The following is a 25,569-nucleotide window of genomic DNA, read 5'->3' as shown; positions in this document are numbered from 1 at the left end:
CGGAATCGGTTTTTTTTGTAAAACAATATGAAAATTCACCCCACTGCCATCATCGATCCGAAGGCGGAACTCCATGAGTCCGTAGAAGTAGGACCGTTTTGTATCATTGAGAAAGATGTCAAAATCGGAGAAGGAACCGTCATTGAATCCCATGTAAAAATCCTATCTGGGACAAGAATTGGTAAGTTCAACAAACTATCTTCGGGGGGAAGTTACGGTGGTTTGCCACAAGATCTTGCCTTCAAACCAGAAACAAAGACCTATTTGGAAATTGGTGACCACAACCATATCAGAGAAAACATCATCTTTCACCGTGCAACCGTAGAAGGAAAAGCTACAATTATTGGAAGTCACAACTATCTTATGGGAAACGTTCATATTGCGCACGATGTGATCGTTGGAGACCATAACATTATGGTTCAAAACACGATGCTTGCTGGCCACGTAGTGATCGGAAACAAAGTATTTATCTCAGGATCCGTTGGTGTTCACCAATTTGTCCGTGTTTCCGATTATGCAATGTTAGCTGGCCTAACAAAAGTAGTAAAAGATGTTCCTCCTTATGCAACCGTAGACGGACATCCTGGTTCAGTCGTTAGTTTGAACGTTGTGGGTATGAAACGAGCTGGAATTTCTGCCGATGTTCGTTTGGCAATCAAACGAGTTTACAAAGTCATTTACCATAGTGGGTTTAATACCAAACAAGCACTTACTGAATTAAAAAAAGATCCAAACCCGGCTCCAGAAGTTCAAAAAATTATCGAGTTCTTTGAGACAAGTAAACGTGGTGTTGTCGATCACCGTTTTGTTTCTGGTGGATCTGACGAAGAATGAGAGTACTCGTTACCGGGGGAGCCGGTTACATAGGAAGTCATATTGTTTTAGAACTGATGGAACTGGGACATGAAATTCTTGTCGTAGATGATATGGAAAAAGGAAACGAAGCCAATTTGTTTCCTGGAAATGAATTCATCAAAGGAGAAATCCAAAACCCAGAAATCTTAAAACAAATATTTGCTAAAAAGATAGACGCGGTATTTCACTTTGCTGCTTGGAAGGCAGCAGGTGAATCGATGACAGATCCACTTAAGTATACAATGAACAATTTAAATGGAACCTTTACTCTGTTAAACGCACTAATTGAAAATAATTGTAAGTATATTGTTTTTTCATCGTCTGCTGCTGTATATGGAGCACCGAAATATTTACCTATCGATGAAAACCATCCTCTAAATCCAGAGAACTACTACGGATATACAAAACTCTGTATTGAAGAAAACCTCGCATGGTTTGATAAATTAAAAGGTTTAAAATCAGCTAGATTACGTTATTTCAATGCTGCAGGATATGATCCAAAAGGTAGAATCAAAGGTATTGAAAAAACTCCTGCCAATTTACTCCCAATCATCATGGAAGCGGCCTCTGGAATCCGAAACGGCTATGAAATCTTCGGAACTGATTACGAAACAGAAGATGGGACCTGTGTTCGCGACTACATCCATGTTTCAGATTTAGCTAAAGCACATGTCTTAGCATTGAATTACATTATGTCGAAAAATGAAAGTTTGACGGTGAATTTAGGTTCTGAGGCAGGATATTCTGTCAAAGAAATGGCTGATCTTTCCGAAAAAGTAGTAGGAAAAACAATCTCTCACAAAACAAGTGGTAGACGAGCAGGAGATCCTGCAAAGTTACTTGCATCCTCTGCAAAAGCAAGAGAACTCTTAAATTGGAAACCAATGTACAGCGATGCAGAAACTCTACTTTCTAGTATGTGGAATTTGTATAAAACCCTATAAAGAAGGGTTTTGAATCTTTTCACAATCCGGGTTTATGGAACGAACAAAATCCAAAGCCCGGTCTCCAAGAACATCCGCTCCGAGAAAACTTCCATCCAAACGAATCTCACCTGATGTAAATCCTTTGACCCATTCTTTTGTGAGTTGGTTCGAAATAGGTGCATACGACCAGTGCCACTTTTCTTCCTGGTATCCTTTGTTATTTCTTGTTGATAAACGACTGTATGGTTGGCAAAACCCATACTTCGAAGCATTTTGTTTTAACCAATCGTAAAGGATTTTTCCCTTTCCCTTCTCTTCAAAATAGGAATTATCTAGGGCATTGATATCAAAATCAGTTCCCCAATGGTGACGAGATGTTCCCGGTGCACTAGAAAATTCCAAAATCAAATTTGTAATTTCTTCCGGTGTTTTCCCTTTAATGGGAACCCGCATCACTTTTTTTCCAGTGAATTTAGATTCCCAAATTCCTTTTTGGTGACTGAAGTTTCGAAAAGAAGATACTAAAAAGATATGTTGTTTGTAAGTAGCGGGTTTTGAATCTTCAAAATCGTTCACCATTTGATGGAGAGCTTTTTTTACATCTGGTCTTAAGAAATGATCCTTTGCATTTTCCTCAAGTATAACAGGCGCTAATGGTCCAGGAGAATTAAATTTACCAGTTAAATAAGAAATTTTATCGAGACCTAAATACAAATCCGTTTGGGATGTTTTGAGCGGTTTTTCGCCGCAAACGAAAAATAGAGAAACTAATAATAAGGATATGTATCTAGTTCGTAACATAGTTAAGTTCATTAAAAATTGGAGGATTAATTCGCAAATAAAAATTTGCCTTCACTGAATCTTGTACTCAATTCTGCCAATTCACTGGGATCATCCAAAGGAAAGGAAGAAGCATCTTCCTTGGCTTCATCAAGTAGGTTCCGATCTGAAACCAAATCGGCAATTTTAAATTCAGGAAGTCCACTTTGTTTCACTCCAAGGAGTTCTCCCGGGCCTCGTATGGCCAAATCCTTTTCAGCCAGATAGTATCCATCATTGGAAGCAACAAGAGCCTCTAAACGGTCCCTTCCTTCATCACTGATAAAATCACCCGTCATTAAAATACAAAAACTTTCGATATCACTTCTTCCCACACGACCACGTAACTGGTGTAATTGGGAAATTCCAAACCGATCGGCATGTTCCACTACTAAAATGGTAGCATTGGGAACATCTACTCCTACTTCTACAACTGTTGTTGTTACAAGGATTTGGATTTCTCCTGATTTGAATTTTTCCATCACTGATTCTTTTTCTGCACTTTTCATCTTTCCATGTAACAAACCAATTTTCAAATCTGGGAATACATTGGTTCGTAAGTTTTCATAGGCGACCGTACAAGATTCCAAATCGACTTTTTCCGATTCTTCTACTAATGGATATACAATATAACACTGCCTTCCTGAACTCACATACTTACGAATGGAATTATAAACACCAATCCTTCGGTCTTCTTTATACCATCTAGTATCAATAGGTTTACGGCCTTTGGGTTTGGTTTTGATATTTACTAAAGTTAAATCTCCATACAGAGTGAGACAAAGTGTACGTGGGATCGGCGTGGCTGTCATCGCCAAGATATCAGGATTTTTTCCTTTGGAACGAATGGTTTCTCTTTGATCCACTCCAAACTTATGTTGTTCATCAATCACAACAAGACCCAAATCAGAAAACACCACATCTTCTTGTAATAAAGAGTGAGTTCCGATTATGATATTGGATTCTCCTGTTTTGATCCTTGTCAATTTTTCTAAACGAGTCTTTTTATTCTCGCCACCTAACAGTAACTCAATACCTAAAAATGGCATATTCCCCATAAATTTATAAATCGTTTGGTAATGTTGCCGCGCTAAAATTTCGGTAGGTGCTAAAAATACCACTTGGATGTGGTTATCGATATAATGAAGTCCTATGAGAAGTGCGGTGATGGTTTTTCCTGAACCCACATCTCCCTGCAACAGAAATGCTGCCGGTGAATCCGAATTCGTCTGCGAAAGGATAGTTGAGACCGCAAGTTTTTGATCTTCAGTCAATTCAAAGGGAAGGTTTTTTTCCAAATTCTCATGGGAAGGAGATTTAGGAAGTGGCCATAACATTCGTTTTACTTTTTGACGTTCTCTTTGTTTGTAGAGAAGGAGTCTTTGGAAATAAAAGAATTCTTCATAAGCAAATCGTTTCCGTGCAATTTGAACGGCTTCCATCGTTTCAGGAAAATGAATTTCATGAAAGGCCTGGTCACGGCCAAGTAACGTTCTTTTTTTGACTAATTTTGGTGGAAGGTTTTCCGGAATCCCTCCCGCTTCCAAAACCTGGTGAATGAGTTTTCGTAATCCTTTGGAATCAAGACCATCTTCTTTTAACGCTTCTGTAGACGGATAAAGAGGAATAATACGACCCGCATGGATGGAATCTTCCGGATCATCCTTATCTGATAAAAATTCATACTCAGGATGGACAATTTGATAACCTTTGAAGTATTCTAGTTTTCCAGAAACCACTACCTTTCTATCTACAGTGAAAATCTTATGAAAAAAATTCACCCCACGAAAGAATACCAAATTGATTCTTTCATTATTTAAGGTTCTAAATCCAACCAGTAACCGACTCTTTTTACCATGAACAATATAACTATCTGCAATCGTTCCAAGAAGGGTGACAACATCCCCTTGTTTTAAGATGATGTCTTTAGTAAAATTGCGATCTAAATAACGACGTGGAAAGTAAGTTAAAAGTTCAAAAAAAGTAGAGATCCCATGTTCCAAAAGGACGGACTTCCGTTTGGGCCCAATCCCTTTCAGTGTGGATAAACTTTGTGATAAATCCAATCCCTGTTTCATATTTCATCTGTGGGTGTAGGAGGCCCAAATCCATTGTCTTTTACATTCGTTGACTCAGGTAAATTTTTTTCAGAGTTTAAAATCAAATAACAATATTTACATCCATAAATTTGTGCCTGTTTTTTACCTTCGCTATTTGTATATGTAGAGATGGCCGCATACAAAAATTCATTTTTGTTTAAGACTGTCCCACAAACAGGACATAAACGGAGGCGAGGCATATTTGGATCTTTTTCCTTTCCATATACCTTTCTTGGATCTCCGACACGCAAATTTCCTTCTTTTGCCAGGCGTTCTTTTTCTTTTTTATCTAAACTTTGATTGTCAACCGCGGAAAGGGCATATAAAAAAAAGGCTACCGTAAATAGGACACCGCATATCGTAAGAAAGGTGACCATTTAAATGCCTCGGATATAATCTTCGGAACTCACTGTGGAGATAGGGTTTTGCGATATTAATTTCGGATATTTTTCAGAACAATCCACTTCTATGAGTGTATGCCATTCCTCACCGCGCAATTGACAAAGGTTGGATTGAACTACATCCTTTCCTTCCATAATGATTTCAGCAAAATAACCACCCTCTTGAAATCCATGTAAAGAATCCACAGCACCAAAGTTAGATGGGTTGATAAAAACGGTATTTCTAGTTTTTTTGATTCCTTGGTCTTCATGTACATGACCTGAAACCACAAGTGAAGGAGATTCATCATCCAAATACCGACGAATCCCCTGGCTTCCACATTTCCCTACACCAGGAATGTTATCGAAGTATCCGTAAGCCGGATTATGAATCCAACAGATATCAGGTAGTTCCGCTCGAAAGAAATCTTCTGGTTCACTATAATTTTTTCCGTTTTTGGTATATTCATGGAAAACTACTGTTAGTTTTTCGGGAATCCCTGAAGTCCAAATGGGTGCCCCACCATAACCAGAAACTTTTAAGTTTCCAAATTCAAAACTTTTCCTATGTACTTCACGTTGGTATAGTTCTGTATACTGCAAATCCAAGTCATAATTTCCCGGCAAACAGTAAACAGGTGACTTCGCATATTTAATAATTAGTTTTTCGATGATTTCATATTTTTCTTTCATCGTTTTAGCAGCGAGTTTGTATAAATCTCGATACTTTTGCGATTTTTCTACAATGGCAGTGGAATACTTTTCTGGAAAACGAATGGCATGAGTTGTAAAATCAAAGGGAGTGGAGTCATCTTTTCTTTCCGTTAACAAATAATATAATTCTTCTTGGACTCCACAAAAGTCAATGATACGATCAAAGGAAAAAAATGCCTTATAAATAATATCTCCTGAAAACAAATACAAATCTGCTTCTGTAGTTTGCAGAATTCGTTTCAGACCATGAAGGCCATCATGGATATCAGTAAGATAAATGATTTTCATTTATTCATTTTCCCAAAGTAACATCTGTATATCACGATCTTCTTCAATATAATCGATTTTTAGATATTCAGGTCCAAAAAAATCTACAAGAGGTTTTAGGATGGTGGAAGATCTTACAAAAATATAAAGTTCGTTGTTATCTCCAATGATGTATTGGATTTCAATTTTTCCTGCAATGGAAGGAACCAAATTCAAAAAATAATTTAAATCGAATAAAATTTCCCACTTTAAACCAGTGAGAGAGAGAAGATGAGGAGCTGCATAAAGAATGGATTCAAAAACTTTTTTTTTGTGAAAAGGGTCTACTTTGCCAAACCACCTAACAAAATCAAATCGCCTTGGTTTAGTATCCCATACTCGATAACCAACAATTTTCAAACGGGCCTTATTGTCTTTAACGGAAACGGGTTTCAATCGGACTCGATATTTGATCGATTCCACTTTCAAAAAACGAGCAATCCAGAGCCATCCCATCCGGTAAACTCCAGTCATTATAACTTCACCTTTAGAAGAAGAAACTTCCAAACTCTCTAAATCGGGATCTTCTGCAATGATCTCAGTGGATATGACCTTTCGTAAGCTACCTAAAAGTAAGGTGACTTTATAATTACTCTTTGGGACCACTTTTGGTGGCAAAAAGAGATTCAGTGGATTGAAACGGAGAAGATCCGTTAAAAGCATATTTTAATTTTATTTTCTATTGCCTTTTTGGAAAGCAGATTTAGAATACTGAACTCATGAAGATTGGTATCATTGGCGCCGGAAGTTTTGGCACTGCACTAGGTAGTATTTTAGCGGACAAGGGTTATGACGTGACCCTTTGGACCAGAAGCGAGGATCAAGCAAGATCCATCAATGAAAACCATATGAATACCAAACATATGCCCGATTTGGTACTTCCGGATAAACTAAAAGCGGATACCAACCTCATCCATGTTGTGAAAGACAAGGACATGATTGTTTCTGCTCCTCCAAGCCACGCTCTTTCCGGTATTCTGAGAGAAATCAAAGATCATATCCCACCCAAAGTGCCCATTGTTTCTGCCTCCAAAGGGATCGAAAACGAAAGCCTAAGACTTGTTTCCGAGATTTTTGAATCCGAACTTCCAGGACAATTCCATTCCCAACTTTCGTATCTTTCGGGGCCAAGTTTTGCCAAAGAAATGGTGAGACGAGTTCCGACCATTGTTTCTATCGCTTCCAAAAACGAAGCCACCGCCAAACGAGTGCAAGAAATCTTCAGTTTTACTTATTTCCGTACTTATTGGACTCCCGATGTTGTGGGTGTTGAAGTGGGTGGTGCTTTAAAAAACGTAATTGCCATTGCTGCTGGGGTTGCCGATGGACTGGGGTTTGGTCAAAATACAAGGGCTGCCCTCATCACACGTGGGTTAAACGAAATCACGAGGATGGGAATCAAAATGGGTGCCGATCCAATGACTTTCCTTGGACCATCGGGGATGGGAGATTTGGTTCTTACTTGTTGTGGAGAAGGATCACGGAACAGAACCGTAGGTTTTCGTTTGGGTAAAGGTGAAAAACTAAAAGATATTTTAGCTTCTATGAACGAAGTCGCGGAAGGTGTCAAAACCACTCAATCCGCAAAAAATCTTTCGGACAAACTGGGCATGGAAATGGCCATCACCCAGGAAGTCTATCGAATGTTATACGAAGATAAAGATCCGAAAGAAGTGGTCAAAGCTCTGATGAGCCGTGATCTAAAACGGGAAGGTGTCTAAAAAAGACGTACCAGTAAAATGATATAGGTTACAATTTGTATCATATAAAATGTAAACCGAACGTTCACAGCAAGAACACTAGTAGAAGTTAGATGAGTGAGGGATTGTAAAACCCTTGCTCCTAAAATCACAAGACCTGCTTGGTTCACAAAATTATCAATCATACCTAAGTTAGCAGTTAAAAAAACCACTGCCACAAACAAAGGTAGGTTTTCCAAACTGTTGAGGTGAGCCCTGTTGAGTCTCCAGTAAAAGTCGGAACCATGTTGAATTCCTGCCGGGAATTCATTCGATTTTTTTTTACCGAGTAACACGAGTACACCTCGGTAAGAAGTTAAAAATACTCCAAGCCCTAATGCCCAAAGTGTAAATCCAATGAGTGTAAGATAAATGGTTTCCACAAATCCTCCTTTTGTATCAGAACCAAATCATCTTAGTTCTGAAGATACAGGTGGAGATTCTAAATGACTCTAATTCATTTGTAAACTAATTAAATGAAATTCTTGATTGGATATGGAATCTTTCTTTTAAAATCCAATGGTTTGGATTTGTTTCCAAACTGTAAGCCAAGTGGATGAAAAAAAATGGTCGGGGGCTTCTGGAATTTCAATACAATTCAGTCCGTTCTCTTTTGCAAAACGGATGGTGGATTCTTTTGGAAACCATTTGTCTTCTTTAGGAAGAAAGATTGTGTAATTGGTTCTTTTTTGTATGACTGATCTATCCACTACAAATCCAGGTAAAAAAAGATTCTTCAAAAACATTGATAAGTCTTCTAAGCGAATTCTAGAATTTTGGATTTGAACTTTGAGATGATCGATTTTTCCATCTTCTAACCACTGAGGATTCGAAAGAGTCTCTAATATCTGTTTGTTGGGAGCCATATCATCCGAGACATCTGGCAAAAGAAGAAGGCGACTGAACTCTTCTATCGAATGAGATTCATACAAATACCGAAGGCTAAGAACACTATCGAGAATAGGGGAAAGTAAAAACAATTTTCGAAAAGGAACTAAATTGGCATACATCATAAGGGCGGCCCCTCCCCCACTATGCCCAATCCCATACAATTCTTTGTTTGTATATCCGCGTTCTTTCAGATAAACATCTAACAAAGGTATGGAGGTTTTGGGATCGTAGATTCCTTTTGAATTTCCGTGAGAAGGAGGATTGAACCGAACAAGCCTTAATCCCAAGGATTCCAGTTCGGAATCACGAATCCGAAACGATCTCGCATTACCACCCGTACTTGGCCAAATGACAAGAATCCCTCTCGCCTCTTCCTTCGAGGCTCCCGATTCTATGATTTCTAAAGTCAAAGTGTAACGATGATAGGTTTTCCGTTTTGGACAATGACAGTATGTTCACACTGTGCTACATAACTGAGTTCCCCACGACGATTGCTGGCAACCAATGTCCATCCATCTTCTTCTTCGTAAGCAGTTTGGCTTCCCGTAGAAATAAAAGATTCAATTGCAAGAACAAGTCCATTCCCCAATTTTCTTTGGTCACGTTTTTCTTCATAAACCAAAACTTGAGGTTCTTCATGGAGTTTTTTTCCCGTTCCATGGCCCGCTAAATTTTTTATGACTGTAAATCCATTTTCTACTGCAGCAGAGTGAATTTCTCTTCCAATGTTTCGAAGATAATTTCCAGTAAACGCCTGTTGTGTGGCACGCATGGTTCCTTCAATGGCTGTTTCACAAAGTTTTTGAAGAGAGGCGTTGGACTGACCGACAACAAAAGAAATTCCTGTGTCGGCATAGTATCCGTCTAGTTTTGCAGATACGTCTATATTGACTAAATCTCCATCCTTTAAGATGGTTTCTTTTTTAGGAATCCCATGTGCGATTTCAAAATTGGTACTGATACAGGTATAACCAGGGAATTTGTAATCAAACTTCGGTGCTGAAAATGCTCCTGCTTTTTCAAATTCCTGTTTGGCAATGTTGTCTAGTTCCAAAGTAGACACTCCGGGTTTGGCCAGAAGTTTTAAAAGTTCACGAACCTTTGCTACAAACTTCCCTGCTTTTAAAATCCCCTGAAGGTCTTTTTCATTTTGAATCGACATCTAAACAATCTCCCCACCACAACTGGATCCCGCACCGGCAGTACACCCGTAACAATGATTTGCTACTACGATATCTCGGCTAAGAAAAGATTGCAAATCGAAATCCTTTAGATGTTTTACGTTTCTCGCCTTCAAATCTAACATTTGATTGAAATCACAATCATATACAGAACCGTCATAACCTACCGATATTTGATCCAAACACATAAGACCTTCAACAGTCGCAGGATTGTAGGCATTGGCTAGAGTTTCCATATACATTTCGAATTTACCGCCCCGAACAAGTGCGCCTAAAAAACGGCTGATCGGGAGGTTATTGATACAAAACAATTGGTTGAATACGATTCCGTATTTTTTTTCCAATGTTTCTTTGTATTCTCTTTCTAAAACGGATTGGCCGGAACCTAAAAATAATCCGTTAGGATTATAAACTAAATTTAAAGGAAGTTTGGTTCCATAACCAAGAGCATTTAACTTCTTTAATGCGGTAATGGATTTTTGATAAACTCCCTTTCCTCTTTGATTGTCCGTAGTACTTTCAATGAACGAAGGTAATGAGGATACAACTTCCACCTGATTGGATGCTAAAAAATCATACAACCAATCGTTTCCTGGTTCTTCAAGGATGGTTAAGTTACAACGATCCATCACTCGTTTCCCAAGTTTTCTCGCACCTAAAACCAAATCCTTAAAATGAGGATTTCCTTCAGGGGCACCACCCGTGATATCTACAGTTTCTATCCCCGGTGTTTTTTCGATAATTTCCAAACACAAATCGATTGTGGTTTTATCCATCATCTCGGTTCGTATGGGTGATGCATCTACATGGCAATGTCGACAAGCTTGGTTGCACCATTTACCCACATTAATTTGGAAAACCTTTAGAGACCGAGCATGGATAGAATGTCCGACAGAATCGGAAAACTTTTTACCACTGAATGATTGTAAGGTGGAAAGTTGTTCCTTCGTTTCCATAACTAAAAAGAAAGTTCGTCTATTTTGTTTTGCATTTGAACACTATGAACTAAATTGATTCCGGCAGCCATTGCTGCAGCTACGTGAACCGCTTCATTCATTTGTGCTTCATTGGCACCTTTTTGGAGAGATGTGGATGTATAGGCATCAATACAATATGGGCATTTTAATGCATGAGAAACTGCAAGAGCAATGAGTGCCTTTTCTCTTTCCGTGAGTGCCCCTTCCGCCATCACTGCACCATAATAAGCAAAAAACTTTTCTGCTAGAACAGGGTTCGTACGTCCGATCTCACCAAATTTTCCAAGATCCGTTGCGTTGTAATAATGATTTGTTTCTGCCATGATTGACTCCTTACCGTTAGACTTTTTTAAGCCGTGATGGAGTCAATGGAGTAGTTTTTGGAAATCCAAGTCCAGCACAGAATTTTACTCAAAATGTAGAAGGAATCAAACAAAGCAGAAACCTAAATTCAAGTAATGAACTTAGGCCGACGTTTTTCAATTAACGAATGAAATCCTTCCTGTCCATCATGAGACAAAATGACTTTTGTAAAAAGATCTGCATCAATTTGGAACAAAGATTCCATTTTTTTTCGGTAAGGTTCCCGTTGGGCAGTTTTCATTCCACGGCTAGAATTGTTTGTGAGTTTGGAAAGTGACTCGGCAAATTTTAAGGATTCACCAAACAATGATTCAGCAGTAAACAATTCATCCACAAGGCCAATTTCTTTGGCTTCAGGACCTTTGATTTGTTTCCCCGAGTAAAGAAGGTCACGAGTGACTTTTACACCCACTAAATCTTGTAAAACAATGGTTGGAATGGATGGAAAGTTAAGACCAACAATGGCTTCGGAAAATCCAATCCTTGCCCCTTTATCGACCATATACCGATAGTCTGAAAACAAAGCAAAAACAGCACCGGCCGCCATACAATGTCCGTTGACTACAGCAATGGTAGGAACTGGAAAATGGAAATAGGTTTGTGCAGTCCTTAACAATTGTTCGACGGATTTACGAACATCAGCTTCTGTTTTTCCATACATGAGAGTCGGTTCAATCCCGTTGGAAAAAAACTGTGTTTGTGCGGATGTAAAAAGTAAAACACGCAAATTTGGATTGTTTGCGTGTTTGTTCAAAATTTGTTCGAATAATACAAAAGCTTCGAAATCAAAAGTATTCTTTTCATTGGATTGCATCTTGATTTCCAAGATGCGTTCTCCATGAAAGATCTCTGCAAAAGGATTCATATTAACTGTTTTTGTAGAGTTCCAAAATTCTGTCTTTGTATTTTTCAGTAATCACATGTCGTTTCATCTTCATTAAGTTAGTTAGTTCATCACCAACCTCAAACGGTTTTGTAATGAGTGTTACATATTGTACTTGTTCGAAGTTTTTGAAACCGGTTTTAACACTGTTAAAATTACGAACTTCCTTTTTGTAAAAATCAACAATCTTAGGATTGGCAATGAGTTTCTCAGGGTTTTTTTCTGAGATTCCATTTTCTTCTGCCCAAGGAAGAAGTGCATCAAAATCAGGAACAATGATGGCACCTAAAACTTTTTGGTCTTGGCCCACAATCATCGACTGCTTGATATAAGTTGATTCATCAATTTTGTTTTCAATAGGAACTGGTTCTACGTTTTCACCACCGAGAAGAACGATTGTATCCTTCGCACGACCTGTAAGAGTCAGTGTTTTTTTGAAGTTAATCATCCCGATGTCACCGGTATTGAGCCAGTTGTCCACTATGGTTTTTTTGGTAGTTTCTGGATTTTTATAATATCCTTTCATTACCTGAGGCCCTTTGATATGAACTACGCCCTTCACACCTAACTTTCCAAAGATGATATTTCGTTTGTCGTCGATATGGCAAAGAACATTACCTGCATCATCCCGAATTTGTACTTGGCTGAGTGGAACAATATCACCCACAGATCCCATCACCGGCCTTTCAAAAGTTCGTGCAGAAATGACAGGGCCAGTTTCAGTCATACCGTATCCTTCTAGAACGGTAATCCCAATATCCATAAAGAAAGCATCCACATGTTTTTGAAGGGCTCCACCACCAGATAAAGTGGCACGTAAATGACCACCCGTTGCTTGGCGGATCTTTGAAAGAACAATGCGGTCCAGGGTAAAAGAATTAAAAATTACACCAAACCCAGCGATTACATAAAGTGGAGTTTTAAAAGCACTGTCTTCTGGTAATCCAAACTGTGCTGCCAAAATCGCAAGAATCGAAACTGTAAATGGACCTGTTAACAAAAGTTTAACAACGGAAAAAACAGAAGATCCTAATGATTGTAAAATGTTTCTTCCTTCATAATCCACTTCCCAACCTTTGAGAAAACGAACTGCCGCATGGTAGTGTTTCGAAAAGAAATAAGCGACTTTGAACAAAAATCTTCTCACAGGAGGAGTTTGTTTCGGATCATTGATACGAGTGTAAATACCATTGTAAATACTTTCCCAAACCCTTGGGGCAGATGCCATAAACGTCGGTCTTGCTTTTTGGATGTCGTTACGAAGTTCCGTTACTTTAGTGTAGTAAGTAGAACCGCCGTTGATGATAGCAAAGTATTCAACAACACGTTCAAAAATATGCCAAACAGGGAGAATGGACAACATACGATCGTCAGGTGTTACTTTGGCAACACGTGGAACCACATAATGCATTTGGTGGATCATGTTGGAATGCATGAGCATAACCCCTTTTGGCATTCCTGTTGTTCCTGAAGTATAAATAAGAGTGTACAAATCGTCCGGTTTGATTCCGGCCATTCGTTTTTCCGCTTCTCGTTTTCCTTTGGCACGCATCTCTCTCCCTTTTTCTAGGAGATCATAAAAATGGAGGATTCCAGCACCTGATTTGAGTTTGGTTTCTTTATCCATGATGATGACGGTTTTCACCGACTTCACTTGGGATTTGTTGTTTTTATATTTTTCGTAAACTTTGTCATTTTCAACGAAAACAATCTTCGCTTCAGAATGATTCAAAATATAAACAATTTCGGAATCGGTAATATCAGAACCTCGTGGAACATTGGCTGCACCTGCAGTGAGCACCGCACAATCGGCGATGATCCATTCCATACGGTTATCAGCCAAAACACCAACGTGTTCTCTGGCCTTAACTCCTAAATCAATGAGGGCTTCCGCCAATGCGAGTCCGTCTTCGTAGAGTTCTTTGTAAGTGAGGGCTTGGTAATCCTTTTGAGCATTCTTATACCAGAATGCGGGTCTTGGACCGAATTTTTCTGCGGATTCCTTATAAACGTCTGCTAGGTTATTTGCCATATCTCTCCATCTAAAAGCGGTCTTTATGATAGGGCCTACTTTTAGATGGTCAAGAGAAATTTAGGTGTTTAATCCCAGTGGAACCCTTCGCGTTGGTGTCCTTTTTTCAAATGGCGTTTGCGAATTTCGCGAAGTTTGGTCATTTGTTCGAGATTGAGTAGGTTACGTGCCGCAAGTCCCATTTGAGGGAGAAGGGTTTCGTCTTGTGTGTTAGCTAAAAACTGGTTGGTCTTCACAAAGGAGCTTTTAAACTCCAAATTCATATCGGGATAGAAATCCATACAAGCCTCCGTGCTTTCCGGTTTCCGGGGTATTTGTTTTTTAAGGTTCCCCACCATCCGTGGTAAGTAGCCTTTCCCCGATATATGTATCGCCGGAAAATGAATATCCTGAAGTAAAAAATTTTGCTTGTACTATTTTTTTTTATCTGATTTTTGGTATTCGTTCATGACGATTCGATTGGAAAATTCTACTGGCAGACGGAACGGGCGTTTCGTGGCTTATGAGTATGGGGAAGACCTATTTGGTACCCTGTATTTGAATAAATTTTCTGGTCGGGAAAGAGGGCGTCTCATCGACAAATGGAGATTAAATGATTTAGGAAGTCTCATTCGTGTTCTTGATACGGAGATTTCCCGCAGGGAAGAAGAAAATTACGAACGACCTCTTTTCCACTAATCCAACCAATCTGTTCCTAAACCAAAGGAAGAAACGTTACCAAAACAAAATCCAATTCCTTTCTAAAAAACTAAAAAGGGTTTCGATCTTTCGGTTCATCACTTTCACTCTTTTTTCTGTCGCAGTTCTTTTTTGTTATCTAAATAAACAATCTTGGAAAGAGTATTTATATTCTCTTCTGATCCTTCTTCCTTTTCTATATTTAGTGCGACTGTATTCCAAAAGAAAGATACAGATTTTATACGCAAAAAAAACACAAACCTTCCTTCAGGAAGAAATCTTCAGACTCCAAGCTGAATTCAAAAAAATCAAAACAAGAGAAGTTTGGGAATATCCAGAATCCGTGCGGAACCATCCACTTTCTATCGATTTGGATCTTTGCACCAAACAAGGGTTTTTGGGGATTTATGATACAACCATCACGGAACTTGGATTTCAAACTTATCTCAAACGGTTTTTACAAGAACCTATCGAAGATACAAAACTAAATTTCCATCCAGGTGAAATTCAAAACATTCTGCAAAAAAATTCTTATCATGCCTATCATCTCCTTCGTAAGTATTTAGTACCCGAGGCGGAGACAAATGAAAAGTTTCCCTTGTCTCACATCAATACAGAAGATTCGTTTTGGAAAAAAAGAAGGTTTTTAAAGGGTTTTTTCCCAATTTGGGGTGTTTTCTCACCTGTGTATATGGCTCTGGGATTGTTATTTGACTTACCTCTCATCCCACTCGTTCTCCTCATCAATGGAATTTTGTTTGTTACTTACCGAAATGATTCTTTAAAACAATGGAAAGAAATTAAGGCACTTTCTTCTGGGGCCTCAAGATTTCAAAAAACTTTTGTTTATTTGGCAAAAGATAGAAAAACCACAAAACAAATGATAGGTCAAATTTCTTCTCTCGGTGATTCTTCTGAGTTACTCATTTCCCCTTTACCACATTTAATTTTGAATCTGATTTGTTTGTGGGATCTTTGGAAAATCAAATCCCTCGAAAAATGGAAAAGGAAATTTGGAAATCTTTGGAATGACCTCCAAATAGAAATCATAAAAACCGATTCCATGTTGCCCTTTGTGAATTTTGGATTTTTGTTCCCAGAAGCTAGTTTTGCAAGTTCATCATCGGCTGGAAATTTAACTGCCAAAAGTTTAGTGCACCCCCTTCTCTCTAAATCCAGTCGAGTGTTCAATCCACTTACCAAAATGGAACCTGGAGATTTAATGATTGTTACGGGGTCTAATATGAGTGGTAAAACTACGTATCTAAGATCTATCGCCATGTCATTGTTACTTGCCGGTTCGGGTGCGCCCATACTTGGAACAGAATTTGAATACCCGGAGTTTCAGATTCATACTCTCATCCGATCTCAAGATTCAATGGAAGATGGAGTTTCCTTTTTCTATAGTGAAGTCAGAAGGTTATCATCCATAATCCAGAATGCTGATGGATCGAAAAAAATACCGGTTTTGTTTTTGGATGAAATTTTGAAAGGAACCAATTCCAAAGAACGATATATCGCAACTCGGGAGATTCTTTCTGTTCTACGCGAAAAAAGAACCATAGTATTTCTCACGACACATGACTTAAAACTAGCAGAAATTCCTTGGGCCAAACGATTCCATTTCACCGAACTAGAAGTAGATGGACAAATGGATTTTGATTACCGAATCCGCGAAGGTGTTTCCGGCTCCACAAACGCACTTAAAATCTTAAAAAAAGAAGGAATCCCGATTCGAAACGAAGCAGATTAAGAATGGTTTTTAGTTTTCCCAACCTTATTTTAATTCTTTGACAGCCCCATAATTTTCCCAGATAATTGTCGAAATTCAGGTGAGAGCCAACCAATGGAGAGTTATGTGAAGAATTTCCTTTTGTTTTTGTCAATATTTACCAGTTTCGGTTTGTTTGCCGGTGATCTAAAAGAAGATCTCAAAAATGCATCCAGTGACAGTGATAAAATTTCTATCCTTTCGGAAATGGGGAAATCAGGCGATTCCAAATTTGTAAAACCCATCATTGAACAATTGGAAAAGGGTGAGTCCAGTAAAATTCGATCCCAAGCAGCAAGTTCGTTAGGTGATCTCAAGTCAGGCATCAATGAACTACAGAAAGCTTTTGATAATGATGATGTTTATGTTCGAGAAGCAAGTATTGATGCGTTAGCTCGAATTGGAAATGCAAAATCACAATCACACTTTGAAAAAGGTGTAAAAGATAAAAGTGAAAAGATTCGTTTCTTTAGCGTACAGGGACTTTCCAAAACAGGAAGGAGTGGGAATGCTTCTATCTTTCGGAGCGCACTCGACTGGAAGGATAAAAATACACAACTTGCTGCTATTCGCGGTTTAGGAAATATCAATGCTTGGGATGAGTGGAAGTATGTAAAACCTTTCTGTTCCAACCAAGACAAAGATTATGTTTTAGCTTGTCTTTATAGTGCAGGAAAATTTAAAACAGATGATTCTCTCTCTGCTATTGAAGGACTTCTTGCAAATACAGACAATGAAATTAGTAAAGAAGCTTTTAATTCAATTTCTAATTTTAAACCAACTCAAGTAATCCCCACTTTGATTCGATTTAAAAAAGCAAACCCAAACCATCCCAATCTTGTTAGCCTTGGAGACAATTTAAAAAAACTAAAAGCAGCCAAACAATATGCTATCATCAATGTATCTGATCGATTGAATCTACGATCGCAGGCCAATGAAAGATCCGAAGTGATCACTGGTCTTGCGGGAAATTCTGTTGTAGAAATTCTATCTAGAGAACCAAGAAAGTACATCATCACCAACAGCAAAGGAGAAGAGATGGAAGACTTTTGGTACCAAGTAAAAACCAGTGAAGGTAAAAAAGGTTACCTCTTTGGTGAATACATTCACGTTGTGGATAGTTATTAGGAATTCAGTTGAATCAAATGAAACAGTTATCAAAACTTATTTTCGTCTTTTTGATTTTCCCAACTGCATTTCTCATGAATTGCAGCAAAAAGAAAGTTGAAAACTTTCCAGCACCTAAATCAATATTTTTTGTTGGTGATACAGTCGGTATTCAATATTATCTAACTGAAGAACCGGATTCAGAAAAAGGTGAAGTTTTATTAGTATCGGATAATGTAAAGGTAGTCGGATCGATTCAAATCGAAAAAGGCCAATCCAACTATAAAACTTATCAGATACAATGCCCTGAACGAATTAAAGCCAAATGTAAATCTGAATTTGTTTATGTGAGAGCTGATGACATTGCCGATGAATCAATCTTAAGTGCCAATTACTACACAACAAGTCAGTTAAACAAATACATTCTACTCACTCCCGATGGTTATAACAATGCAATTCTAACTCAGAAAATCATCAAAGAACCGAAGAAAATTACAGAAACAATTAATTTAAACAATTTCAATTTATTCAATTTTCTTCTGCAAACATCCGGTATGAATTCTGATGATAAAACTTTAAAAGTGGAAGAAATTTATTTGCTTAGTAAATATACAGGTGATCCAGCTTTGGATGATAGTTATATCAAAGCGATACTAAAAAAATATCCATTTACAAAAGACAGATTGGAATCTGGTAAATTTTCAGCGTTTAGTGCATCTGAAGAATTCATTTCGAGTATCACAGAACAAAGAAACTTTATTCTCAATTCATTCATTGCTGGATTCCCACTAAGATCGCCATCTTTCAAAGGTTTGGTTGGACAATTCAACAAACTGAAGTCATTTCCCTATATGACAGAAAAGTTATTTGAATATTTCTCAAAAGAGGGTTTATATGTTACCTCTGGATCTGAATATCAATATTTAGTAAATGCAAATTCAGGAATAGATGCATTAACTAAATTAAAGAAAGTAGAACCAACATTGGATCCATCAAAAACCATTGGATTAGTTTCTTTACAAAATCAATCAGAAACAAACTACCAAATTAAAATCGAAACTTTAGATATTTCAGGTAATGTTTTAAAAGAAGATATTCAATCAATCCTCTCCATAACCGCAGAGGAATCTGGAAACTCAATGGGTTTCAAAATCAAAACGGACAAATCAGAGTTGATTTTGTCACCTTTGGAAACAACACCTAATCTGCTGATTGCTGGTCAAGGATTCAGAGAATTTTTAAAAACAATACCAAATGACCACAAAGAAATCATTAAAAATAATGATTATAAAAAAGCGATCATGCTCATTGCATTAAAGTTTGGTGAGGGTGGTTTTGACGATCAACTGGGAAAAATGCAATATCGACTTTCTGCTCAAAATCGGTATTGGATCATGTTGGATATTTTCCGATTCAATCCTATAGTAAAACGCACAACAGATTATTCAGGAACACTTGATACTTCATTTTCCGAAAATGATCTTTGTTATAACATTACGAAATGGAGACAACCTAAGGGAGAATTGTATGTCACCGGGGTAGAAAGTAGTTGTTACTCAGATTCAGACGAATCCCCTGAGCCGACGGAATCTATGTGTTTCTCCGAAGGAAGTTCTGGATTTTTTCAAATCGAATTTTTACCATCTGATCTTCGATCAGACAAACCAAATGTAAATTTTTTATACAATGATACAGGTGTCTGCCAAGTCATACACCATATCATGCAATAGAAACAAACTGCAGGTATAATACCAACGATTCGTTGTTGGTATTATTTTTCCTTTTCTTCCTCTTCCCCACCAAACAGTGACTTAATTCCCTTCCAACTTTTTTGTACCCCACCGGCTACGTTATCCACAGCTCGATTTACATAGTCTGACATAGCCGATCCAGCAATCCCACCAACAGCGGCACCAGCAGGACTTGCAAGGAAAATCGTACCTGCATAAACGGAACCAAGCCAAATAGGATCAATGAAAGGTGCCGAAACTCCATAGGTTCCTCTGTAGATGATGGGAAGTTTTAAAGCTCTACCAGCAACTCCAGGAAAGGCAATGGTAAACCTCATATCGATATTTTTATTAAATCCGATTTTACCACCGCCAGAACCTGCAATTCCATCTGCTTTTAAAGCAAAATTCTTTACTTCAATTGTTTCTTTTGCATAAAGAAAATCAAACTTTAGCTCGTTATACGGTGTCGCGCGACTGAAATCGATTTTTTTAAGATTGATGACACTACCAATCGAACTGATTGGTTTTAAAATATTTGTATAACTTAACAACTCACCATTATTTGCACTGATGTTACCTAAAATTTGTAAATTAGAAATAAGTCCATCTTCCGTGTTCGCAGGAGAAGCCAAAATAAATTCAGAATCTAATTTTCCTGTGATCGGGGATATTTTGAAAAGATCAGAAAGGATTGGTGCTACACTTAAATTTTTTATATTCCCTTTGATTTCAAGCCCTGCATTTGGACCCCAAAGATAATGTCCCGTTCCTGTAACAATTCCTTCATACGCTTTTAATTCATACTTAGTAATATTCAGTTTTCGTTTGGCATAATGAAGACTTAACTTTAAAGAGTCTGCATGGAAATCGGTAACATTCAGGTTTCGTAAATGAAAATTTAGATAAACATTCATTCGATTCACATAACCAGTACTTGGTATATCTCTTGTAAGAATTGATTTTTCAAAGTCGGGATCTACCCAAATTTTAATGACTTTGATGATACTTGGGACATCTAAATAATCCGAAGTTCCTTCAAAAGATATAGTGGGTGATAACGGCGGTTTTAGAAAATTAACATATCCGGACCCGTTTAACTTTGATTTCCCTTTCCAATCAACAATTATATCAGCAAAGGATATTTTGTCTTCACGGATGTCATAATTGATAACAGTCGATACATAACCGTCAGCAAATGTTTTACCATCTTTTAGAGCCAAGTCCCGAATGTGCATCCGATCGACAATTGCATAAATTTTAGCTTCATCTCGTTTGTAAAATGGAACATTACCAGTGGTTCTTGCAAAACGCAAATCGCCATAGGTAAAAATGATAAGTATATCGTGAAGATCCGTCCCTTTTAAATTTTGAAATGTAAACTCACCTTCTAATCTTGAAGATTCATAGGTCATCTCATCAGTAACAAACAAAACATTGGTGCTAAGAGAAATAGGTTCGTCGTTTAACTTTCCATAAATGTAAATATCTAAATCTCGTAAGTCGCGATCTAAATGAAAAGTTGTTTCCCAAAGATATAATTTGATTTTCCGAGAATATAACTTATCTTCAAAAAGAATTGTAATATTTTTGATTTCGATTTGGTTTACAAAGTTTGCAAAAATCTTTGAAAAGTAATATTTTGTTTCCTGAGGTATGACCTCTTCTTTTTCTTTTTTAATTTCCTTTGTGGGATTTTCTGAATCAGAAAGTATCCTTTCAAAAATAGGGAAGGACTCATCTTTCTCTCGAGTGATCTCCACTGTGCCTGTGTTGAGATAAATCTTTCGAATTTCTAGAGCCTGGCCTACAAAAACCCCATAATAAACTTCAATGCGAAGTTTATGAACTTTGATGAGTTCATCTTCATTTTTTGAAACTGTTACTTCGGCAAGTTCTATACCTGGAAATGGGAAAAAAACAGGTTCCGAAGATTGATAATTCACCTGCAGTCCTGTTAGCTGGTTTGTCGTATCTAAGATTAGGTTTTTATAGTAGTCTGGATCTGCCAAAAGCGGATACAGAATAAAAAACATCGTCATAGAAACAACAAATATCAAAGTCAGTAAAATTTTACCGATCACTCCTTTGATTTTGTCTCTGATACTTAGTTTCATCGTAATTTTACTTTAAAGGGAAATGGCATTTTACTCTACGTGATTGTGTAGGAAAAGTTTCCACAGGTTCTTCCGTTTTACAAATATCTTGAACAATGGGACATCTTGTATGGAATCGGCAACCTTTAGGTTTGTTCATCAAACTAGGTATTTCTCCCGTCAAGGGTTTAGAAACCCTTGTACGATCCTTTAAATCAAAACTAGCAGAGAATAAAGCCTTTGTATAAGGATGTAGAGGTGAATTACTGATTTCATCTCGACTACCTTCTTCGACAATTTGTCCCAAATACATAACGGCAATTCGATCCGATACGTGTTTTACAATGTTCAAGTCATGAGATATAAACAAATAAGATAGACCATATTTCTCACGTAATAACAAAATATTATTAATAACTTGTGCTTGTGTTGAAATATCTAACGCAGAAACCGCTTCATCGCAAACTACAAGATTTGGCTCTAAAATCAAAGCCCGAGCGATGGCAATCCTTTGCCTTTGCCCACCACTAAACTCATGAGGATAACGATGTAGGATATCGGCAGGTAAATTCACCTCATGAAGTGCTTGAATCGCTTTTTCTTTTTTTTCAGATGAAGTTAAGTTTGGAAAATGAATTTGTAACCCTTCGGTGATGATCTCTTCTATCGTAAAACGTGGGTTAAGTGAAGAATATGGGTCTTGAAACACGACTTGGATCTTTCGTTTGAGAGCTTTTTTTTCTTCTTTTGGAATGTTTTTAATTTCCTTTTCTTCAAACTGAATAGAACCGGAATCAAATGGTAATAGAGATAATATCGCTCGTCCAATGGTGGACTTACCACATCCAGATTCACCCACAAGACCTAATATTTTTCCCTGAGGAATAGAAAAACTGACTCCCTCAACAGCAACAAGGCGTTTGGAAGTGAAAGAAAGAGTTTGCGATTGTTTATAAGAAACAACTAAGTCTTTGACATTAAGCACTTTCCTTTCCTCCGTATAAAAAACATTCTACTGATTGGTATTCAGACATGGATACCGCTTTCGGCACTGACTGATTGCAAACAGGAAGTTTTTCATTGCACCGTGTGTGGAACCGACAACCTCTTGGATAAGATTTAGGAGAAGGTACAATCCCGTCGATAGTTACTAATTTTTTACCAATATTTTCATGAGTGGGATAAGCCGAAATTAAGGCCCGCGTGTATGGATGTTTTGGGCTGTCAATGACCTCAGCCACACTCCCTTGTTCAATGATTTTTCCTGCATACATCACAGCAATCCGATCAGTAATATGACTCACAAGTCCAATATCATGGGATATAAAAAGAACTGACATGCCATTTTCTTTACGTAACTCTTTCAGAAGTTCGATCAATTGTAATTGAATGGTAACATCGATAGCACTTGTGGGTTCGTCTGCGATTAAAATTTTTGGGTCACACATCAGGGCCATAGCAATACAAACTCTTTGTAACATCCCACCAGAGAACTGATTTGGGTATTGCCCGAGTCTTAACTTTGCATCTGTGATCCCAACTCTCTCCAATAAATAAACGGCTTTCTCTTCTGCTTCTTGTTTAGAACCAAGTCCATGTAATAGAAATCCTTCAACCAATTGGGCTCCTATTCTATGGAGTGGGTTCAAAGCGGAAAATGGTTCTTGAAATACATAAGAAATTTCTTTTCCACGAACAGACCTTAGGTGTTCTGGAGAAGACTGAAGTAAGTCATTTCCTTCGAATAAAATCGATCCTGTTGGATATAAAGTGGTATTGGATGGTAATAACTTTGTGAGGGCCAAACTGGTGATCGACTTTCCACATCCGGACTCACCCACCAATGCCAATGTTTCACCCTTTACTAAATGAAAATTGAGACTGTCGACAATGGATAAAATTCCATCATCGGTCTTAATCTGTATGGATAGATCTTTGACTTGGATGGCTTTTGTATTCTGATTCATTCGTAAACCACCTTATCTTTGGGATCGAAGGCATCCCGAAGTCCTTCTCCCACAAATGCCGAAAATAAAATGGCAAGAAACAAAGCAACAGATGGAAAAGTAATCAACCACCAAGCCGTAAGCCTTTCTCTTCCTTGACCAATCAATTCCCCCCAAGAGGGATTGGGGGCCGGAATTCCATAACCAAGAAAATCAAGAGCTGACAGTACAGAGATCGCGGAGATTAGAATAAAAGGTAAAAAAGTAACAAGGGGTGTAATGGAATTCGGCAATAGATGCCTCATGATGATGGAAAAAGAAGAAGCTCCTAATGTTTTTGCAGCATCAACAAACTGTTGTTTGCGGAGTTTCAAAAACTCTCCGCGCATATAATAACTAAGGCTAATCCAACTAAGAGATCCATAGGTCACAATGAGAATCATAAACCCTCTTCCAAAAAAAGAACCCATAATCAAAATCAGATACAAAAACGGGATAGCAGAAAGGATTTCAATGATTCGCTGTAAAAACAAATCCAAACGCCCGACAAAATAACCTTGAACCCCACCAATGAAAGAGGCAAGAAGTATCTCTACCACAATAAGGATCAAACTAAAAGTCATTGCAAGTCTGTATCCATAAATGATACGAGTGAATACATCTCTGCCACGATCGTCCGTTCCCATCCAATGACGAAGTGTTGGTTTTGACGGTGGGTTTGTTCCTTCTTCTAAACTTTCTAAGTTGTCTTCATTCACACCAAATGGGATGGGTGGAAACAACATATAGTTGGATGAATCAATAAATCTGGATTCTTTACTGAGTTTTTTATAGTTGGGTTCAGTTAGATTGACCCCACCAAACTTTGTTTCTGGATAAAAACTGAAAATCGGAAAAGACACTGTCCCTTCATACAAAATAAACAATGGTTTGTTATTGATAAGAAGTGGGGAAAATAAAGATAAAATATAAGTGTAAAACAAAATTAACATCGAATAATAAGCACGTTTATTTTTTTTAAACTTTTCCCACTTACGAACGTTTGCCGGGTTTGAAATAAAATTCATTCGAAATCAATCCTCGGATCAATAAGTATATAACAGAAATCAGAGACAATTTTTCCTATGAGTCCTAAAAAACTTTGAGCAAGAAGTAAACCCATCATTAGATCGGTATCTCTTTCTCTAACTGCTTCAAAACTAAGAAGTCCCATCCCATCGATATTAAAAACCAACTCAATGAATAAGGAACCAGAAAAAATTAAAGTTAAGTTACTTCCAAAACCAGTAGCAATGGGAATGAGAGAGTTTCGAAAAGCATGACGAAAAATTGAATCAGGAAAACTAAGTCCTTTGGAAATAGCAGTGCGAACGTATTCTTTGGCAATTTGGTCTAACAAACTATTTTTCATTAGTAAAGTAAGGACTGCAAAACTACCAACAACATAACAAATCACAGGCAAAAACATATGAGTCAGACGATCGTTTACCTTTCCCCAAAAACTCAAATCTTCATAGAAGTCGGACACTTCATGTCCTAATGGAAAAAAGGAGAACACTTCCCCCGATGCAAACAAATACAAAAGTAACATAGCAAATGCAAAAACAGGAAGGGAGTACGTGAAAAAGATAATGAAACTAGAAATGAAATCAAACCGACTGCCTTCTTTTAGAGCCTTCTGAATTCCAAGAGGGATACAAATCAAATAAGTTAAAAAGAAACCAGACAAACCAAAAAAAAGAGAAACAGGAAGTTTCTCTACAATGAGTTCCGAAACTTTTCTAGAGTGTAATCTCGATTCTCCTAAATCAAACTGCACAATTTGTTTTAACCAAAGTAAATAAGCCACCGGTGCTGGTTTGTCCAAGTGGAGTCTTTGTTTGATGAGTTCAATTTCTTCCTGCGAAATTTGTTTGGTAGATGCCCCGGCTAAATTACCAGTACCTTTTAATTTTGCAATTTCACTATTGAGTGGTCCACCGGGCGCAAAATGGGAGATTAAAAAAACAAGGAAAGTGATTCCAAGTAGGGTAGGAAAGATGAGTAAAAACCGTTTTAGAAAATATTTCCACATAT

General features: G+C 37.7%; 25 protein-coding genes. 7 read left to right on the top strand and 18 right to left on the bottom strand.

The annotated features are described in order from the left end of the window. Positions 1–27: 27 nt before the first annotated feature. Both lpxA and galE read left to right on the top strand, forming a co-directional pair. Positions 28–834, top strand: coding sequence for an acyl-ACP--UDP-N-acetylglucosamine O-acyltransferase (gene lpxA / locus EHQ49_RS03580; protein ID WP_135576411.1), 807 nt, complete (start codon positions 28–30; stop codon positions 832–834). Next, entirely contained in the window at positions 831–1,799 is a 969-nt protein-coding gene (gene galE / locus EHQ49_RS03575; protein WP_135576409.1) for a UDP-glucose 4-epimerase GalE, read from the top strand. The genes lpxA and galE overlap by 4 nt, the downstream gene beginning before the upstream one ends. Here galE and EHQ49_RS03570 read toward each other — a convergent pair. Genes EHQ49_RS03570 through EHQ49_RS03550 form a run of 5 tightly spaced genes read right to left on the bottom strand, consistent with a single transcriptional unit; the run spans position 1,794 to position 6,762 of the window. Then, a complete protein-coding gene (locus EHQ49_RS03570) occupies positions 1,794–2,582 on the bottom strand; it encodes a M15 family metallopeptidase (RefSeq protein WP_135576407.1) in 789 nt (262 codons plus the stop codon). The genes galE and EHQ49_RS03570 overlap by 6 nt on opposite strands. A gap of 26 nt (positions 2,583–2,608) precedes the next feature. Continuing rightward, positions 2,609–4,678: an ATP-dependent DNA helicase RecG gene (gene recG / locus EHQ49_RS03565; RefSeq protein WP_135576405.1), complete on the bottom strand. Its 2,070-nt coding sequence runs from the start codon at positions 4,676–4,678 to the stop codon at positions 2,609–2,611. Next, a complete protein-coding gene (locus tag EHQ49_RS03560; RefSeq protein WP_135576403.1) occupies positions 4,675–5,076 on the bottom strand; it encodes a hypothetical protein in 402 nt (133 codons plus the stop codon). Before EHQ49_RS03560 ends, recG begins: the two co-directional genes overlap by 4 nt. After that, the gene (locus tag EHQ49_RS03555; protein WP_135576401.1) at positions 5,077–6,081 is read right to left on the bottom strand and encodes a metallophosphoesterase family protein; all 1,005 of its coding nucleotides are present in this window, start codon (positions 6,079–6,081) and stop codon (positions 5,077–5,079) included. After that, the gene (locus tag EHQ49_RS03550; RefSeq protein ID WP_135576399.1) at positions 6,082–6,762 is read right to left on the bottom strand and encodes a hypothetical protein; all 681 of its coding nucleotides are present in this window, start codon (positions 6,760–6,762) and stop codon (positions 6,082–6,084) included. Positions 6,763–6,818: 56 nt separating this feature from the next. Here EHQ49_RS03550 and EHQ49_RS03545 point away from each other — a divergent pair, with 56 nt between their 5' ends. Further along, positions 6,819–7,820 carry an NAD(P)H-dependent glycerol-3-phosphate dehydrogenase gene (locus tag EHQ49_RS03545; protein ID WP_135576397.1) on the top strand — a complete coding sequence of 334 codons (1,002 nt, stop codon included), beginning with the start codon at positions 6,819–6,821 and terminating at the stop codon, positions 7,818–7,820. Here EHQ49_RS03545 and EHQ49_RS03540 read toward each other — a convergent pair. The 8 genes from EHQ49_RS03540 to EHQ49_RS03505 form a co-directional block, all read right to left on the bottom strand. Continuing rightward, a complete protein-coding gene (locus tag EHQ49_RS03540) occupies positions 7,817–8,221 on the bottom strand; it encodes an MAPEG family protein (protein WP_135576395.1) in 405 nt (134 codons plus the stop codon). The genes EHQ49_RS03545 and EHQ49_RS03540 overlap by 4 nt on opposite strands. A gap of 126 nt (positions 8,222–8,347) precedes the next feature. Continuing rightward, a complete protein-coding gene (locus EHQ49_RS03535; protein ID WP_135576393.1) occupies positions 8,348–9,139 on the bottom strand; it encodes an alpha/beta fold hydrolase in 792 nt (263 codons plus the stop codon). Beyond that, complete coding sequence (map, locus tag EHQ49_RS03530) at positions 9,136–9,891, bottom strand: type I methionyl aminopeptidase (RefSeq protein WP_135576391.1); 756 nt, start codon at positions 9,889–9,891, stop codon at positions 9,136–9,138. Before map ends, EHQ49_RS03535 begins: the two co-directional genes overlap by 4 nt. Next, positions 9,892–10,866 (bottom strand): arsenosugar biosynthesis radical SAM (seleno)protein ArsS, encoded by a 975-nt coding sequence (gene arsS, locus EHQ49_RS03525; RefSeq protein WP_135576389.1) that lies wholly within the window; start codon positions 10,864–10,866, stop codon positions 9,892–9,894. A gap of 2 nt (positions 10,867–10,868) precedes the next feature. After that, positions 10,869–11,210, bottom strand: a complete 342-nt coding sequence (locus EHQ49_RS03520) for an arsenosugar biosynthesis-associated peroxidase-like protein (RefSeq protein WP_135576387.1) — start codon at positions 11,208–11,210, stop codon at positions 10,869–10,871. A gap of 128 nt (positions 11,211–11,338) precedes the next feature. Continuing rightward, positions 11,339–12,115 (bottom strand): enoyl-CoA hydratase/isomerase family protein, encoded by a 777-nt coding sequence (locus EHQ49_RS03515; protein WP_135576385.1) that lies wholly within the window; start codon positions 12,113–12,115, stop codon positions 11,339–11,341. Position 12,116: 1 nt separating this feature from the next. Continuing rightward, positions 12,117–14,165, bottom strand: coding sequence for an AMP-dependent synthetase/ligase (locus EHQ49_RS03510; protein ID WP_135576383.1), 2,049 nt, complete (start codon positions 14,163–14,165; stop codon positions 12,117–12,119). A gap of 68 nt (positions 14,166–14,233) precedes the next feature. Then, positions 14,234–14,446: a hypothetical protein gene (locus EHQ49_RS03505; protein ID WP_231292475.1), complete on the bottom strand. Its 213-nt coding sequence runs from the start codon at positions 14,444–14,446 to the stop codon at positions 14,234–14,236. Between the two features lie 166 nt (positions 14,447–14,612). Here EHQ49_RS03505 and EHQ49_RS18805 point away from each other — a divergent pair, with 166 nt between their 5' ends. From EHQ49_RS18805 to EHQ49_RS03485, 4 genes are all read left to right on the top strand, one after another. Further along, a complete protein-coding gene (locus tag EHQ49_RS18805) occupies positions 14,613–14,843 on the top strand; it encodes a hypothetical protein (RefSeq protein ID WP_084764902.1) in 231 nt (76 codons plus the stop codon). A 229-nt stretch (positions 14,844–15,072) separates the two neighbouring features. After that, positions 15,073–16,596 carry a MutS-related protein gene (locus tag EHQ49_RS03495; protein ID WP_135577719.1) on the top strand — a complete coding sequence of 508 codons (1,524 nt, stop codon included), beginning with the start codon at positions 15,073–15,075 and terminating at the stop codon, positions 16,594–16,596. A 105-nt stretch (positions 16,597–16,701) separates the two neighbouring features. After that, complete coding sequence (locus EHQ49_RS03490) at positions 16,702–17,742, top strand: HEAT repeat domain-containing protein (RefSeq protein WP_244241323.1); 1,041 nt, start codon at positions 16,702–16,704, stop codon at positions 17,740–17,742. Positions 17,743–17,759: 17 nt separating this feature from the next. Then, positions 17,760–19,451: a hypothetical protein gene (locus EHQ49_RS03485; protein ID WP_135576379.1), complete on the top strand. Its 1,692-nt coding sequence runs from the start codon at positions 17,760–17,762 to the stop codon at positions 19,449–19,451. Between the two features lie 41 nt (positions 19,452–19,492). On the opposite strand, the gene EHQ49_RS03480 is transcribed toward EHQ49_RS03485, so the two are convergent. From EHQ49_RS03480 to EHQ49_RS03460, 5 genes are read right to left on the bottom strand one after another with little or no spacing between them, the layout of a single operon-like run. Further along, the gene (locus EHQ49_RS03480) at positions 19,493–21,568 is read right to left on the bottom strand and encodes an AsmA family protein (RefSeq protein WP_135576377.1); all 2,076 of its coding nucleotides are present in this window, start codon (positions 21,566–21,568) and stop codon (positions 19,493–19,495) included. 7 nt (positions 21,569–21,575) lie between these two features. Then, positions 21,576–22,532 (bottom strand): ABC transporter ATP-binding protein, encoded by a 957-nt coding sequence (locus tag EHQ49_RS03475; RefSeq protein ID WP_135576375.1) that lies wholly within the window; start codon positions 22,530–22,532, stop codon positions 21,576–21,578. After that, positions 22,525–23,514 (bottom strand): ABC transporter ATP-binding protein, encoded by a 990-nt coding sequence (locus tag EHQ49_RS03470; protein ID WP_135576373.1) that lies wholly within the window; start codon positions 23,512–23,514, stop codon positions 22,525–22,527. Before EHQ49_RS03470 ends, EHQ49_RS03475 begins: the two co-directional genes overlap by 8 nt. Beyond that, positions 23,511–24,560 (bottom strand): ABC transporter permease subunit, encoded by a 1,050-nt coding sequence (locus tag EHQ49_RS03465; protein ID WP_135576371.1) that lies wholly within the window; start codon positions 24,558–24,560, stop codon positions 23,511–23,513. Before EHQ49_RS03465 ends, EHQ49_RS03470 begins: the two co-directional genes overlap by 4 nt. Continuing rightward, the gene (locus EHQ49_RS03460; RefSeq protein WP_135576369.1) at positions 24,557–25,567 is read right to left on the bottom strand and encodes an ABC transporter permease subunit; all 1,011 of its coding nucleotides are present in this window, start codon (positions 25,565–25,567) and stop codon (positions 24,557–24,559) included. Before EHQ49_RS03460 ends, EHQ49_RS03465 begins: the two co-directional genes overlap by 4 nt. Positions 25,568–25,569: the final 2 nt, after the last annotated feature.

Source organism: Leptospira perdikensis (genome assembly GCF_004769575.1).
GTDB lineage: Bacteria > Spirochaetota > Leptospiria > Leptospirales > Leptospiraceae > Leptospira_A > Leptospira_A perdikensis.
The sequence above is the reverse complement of the archived record's forward strand: the minus strand, read 5'-3'. Positions and strand labels throughout refer to the sequence as shown.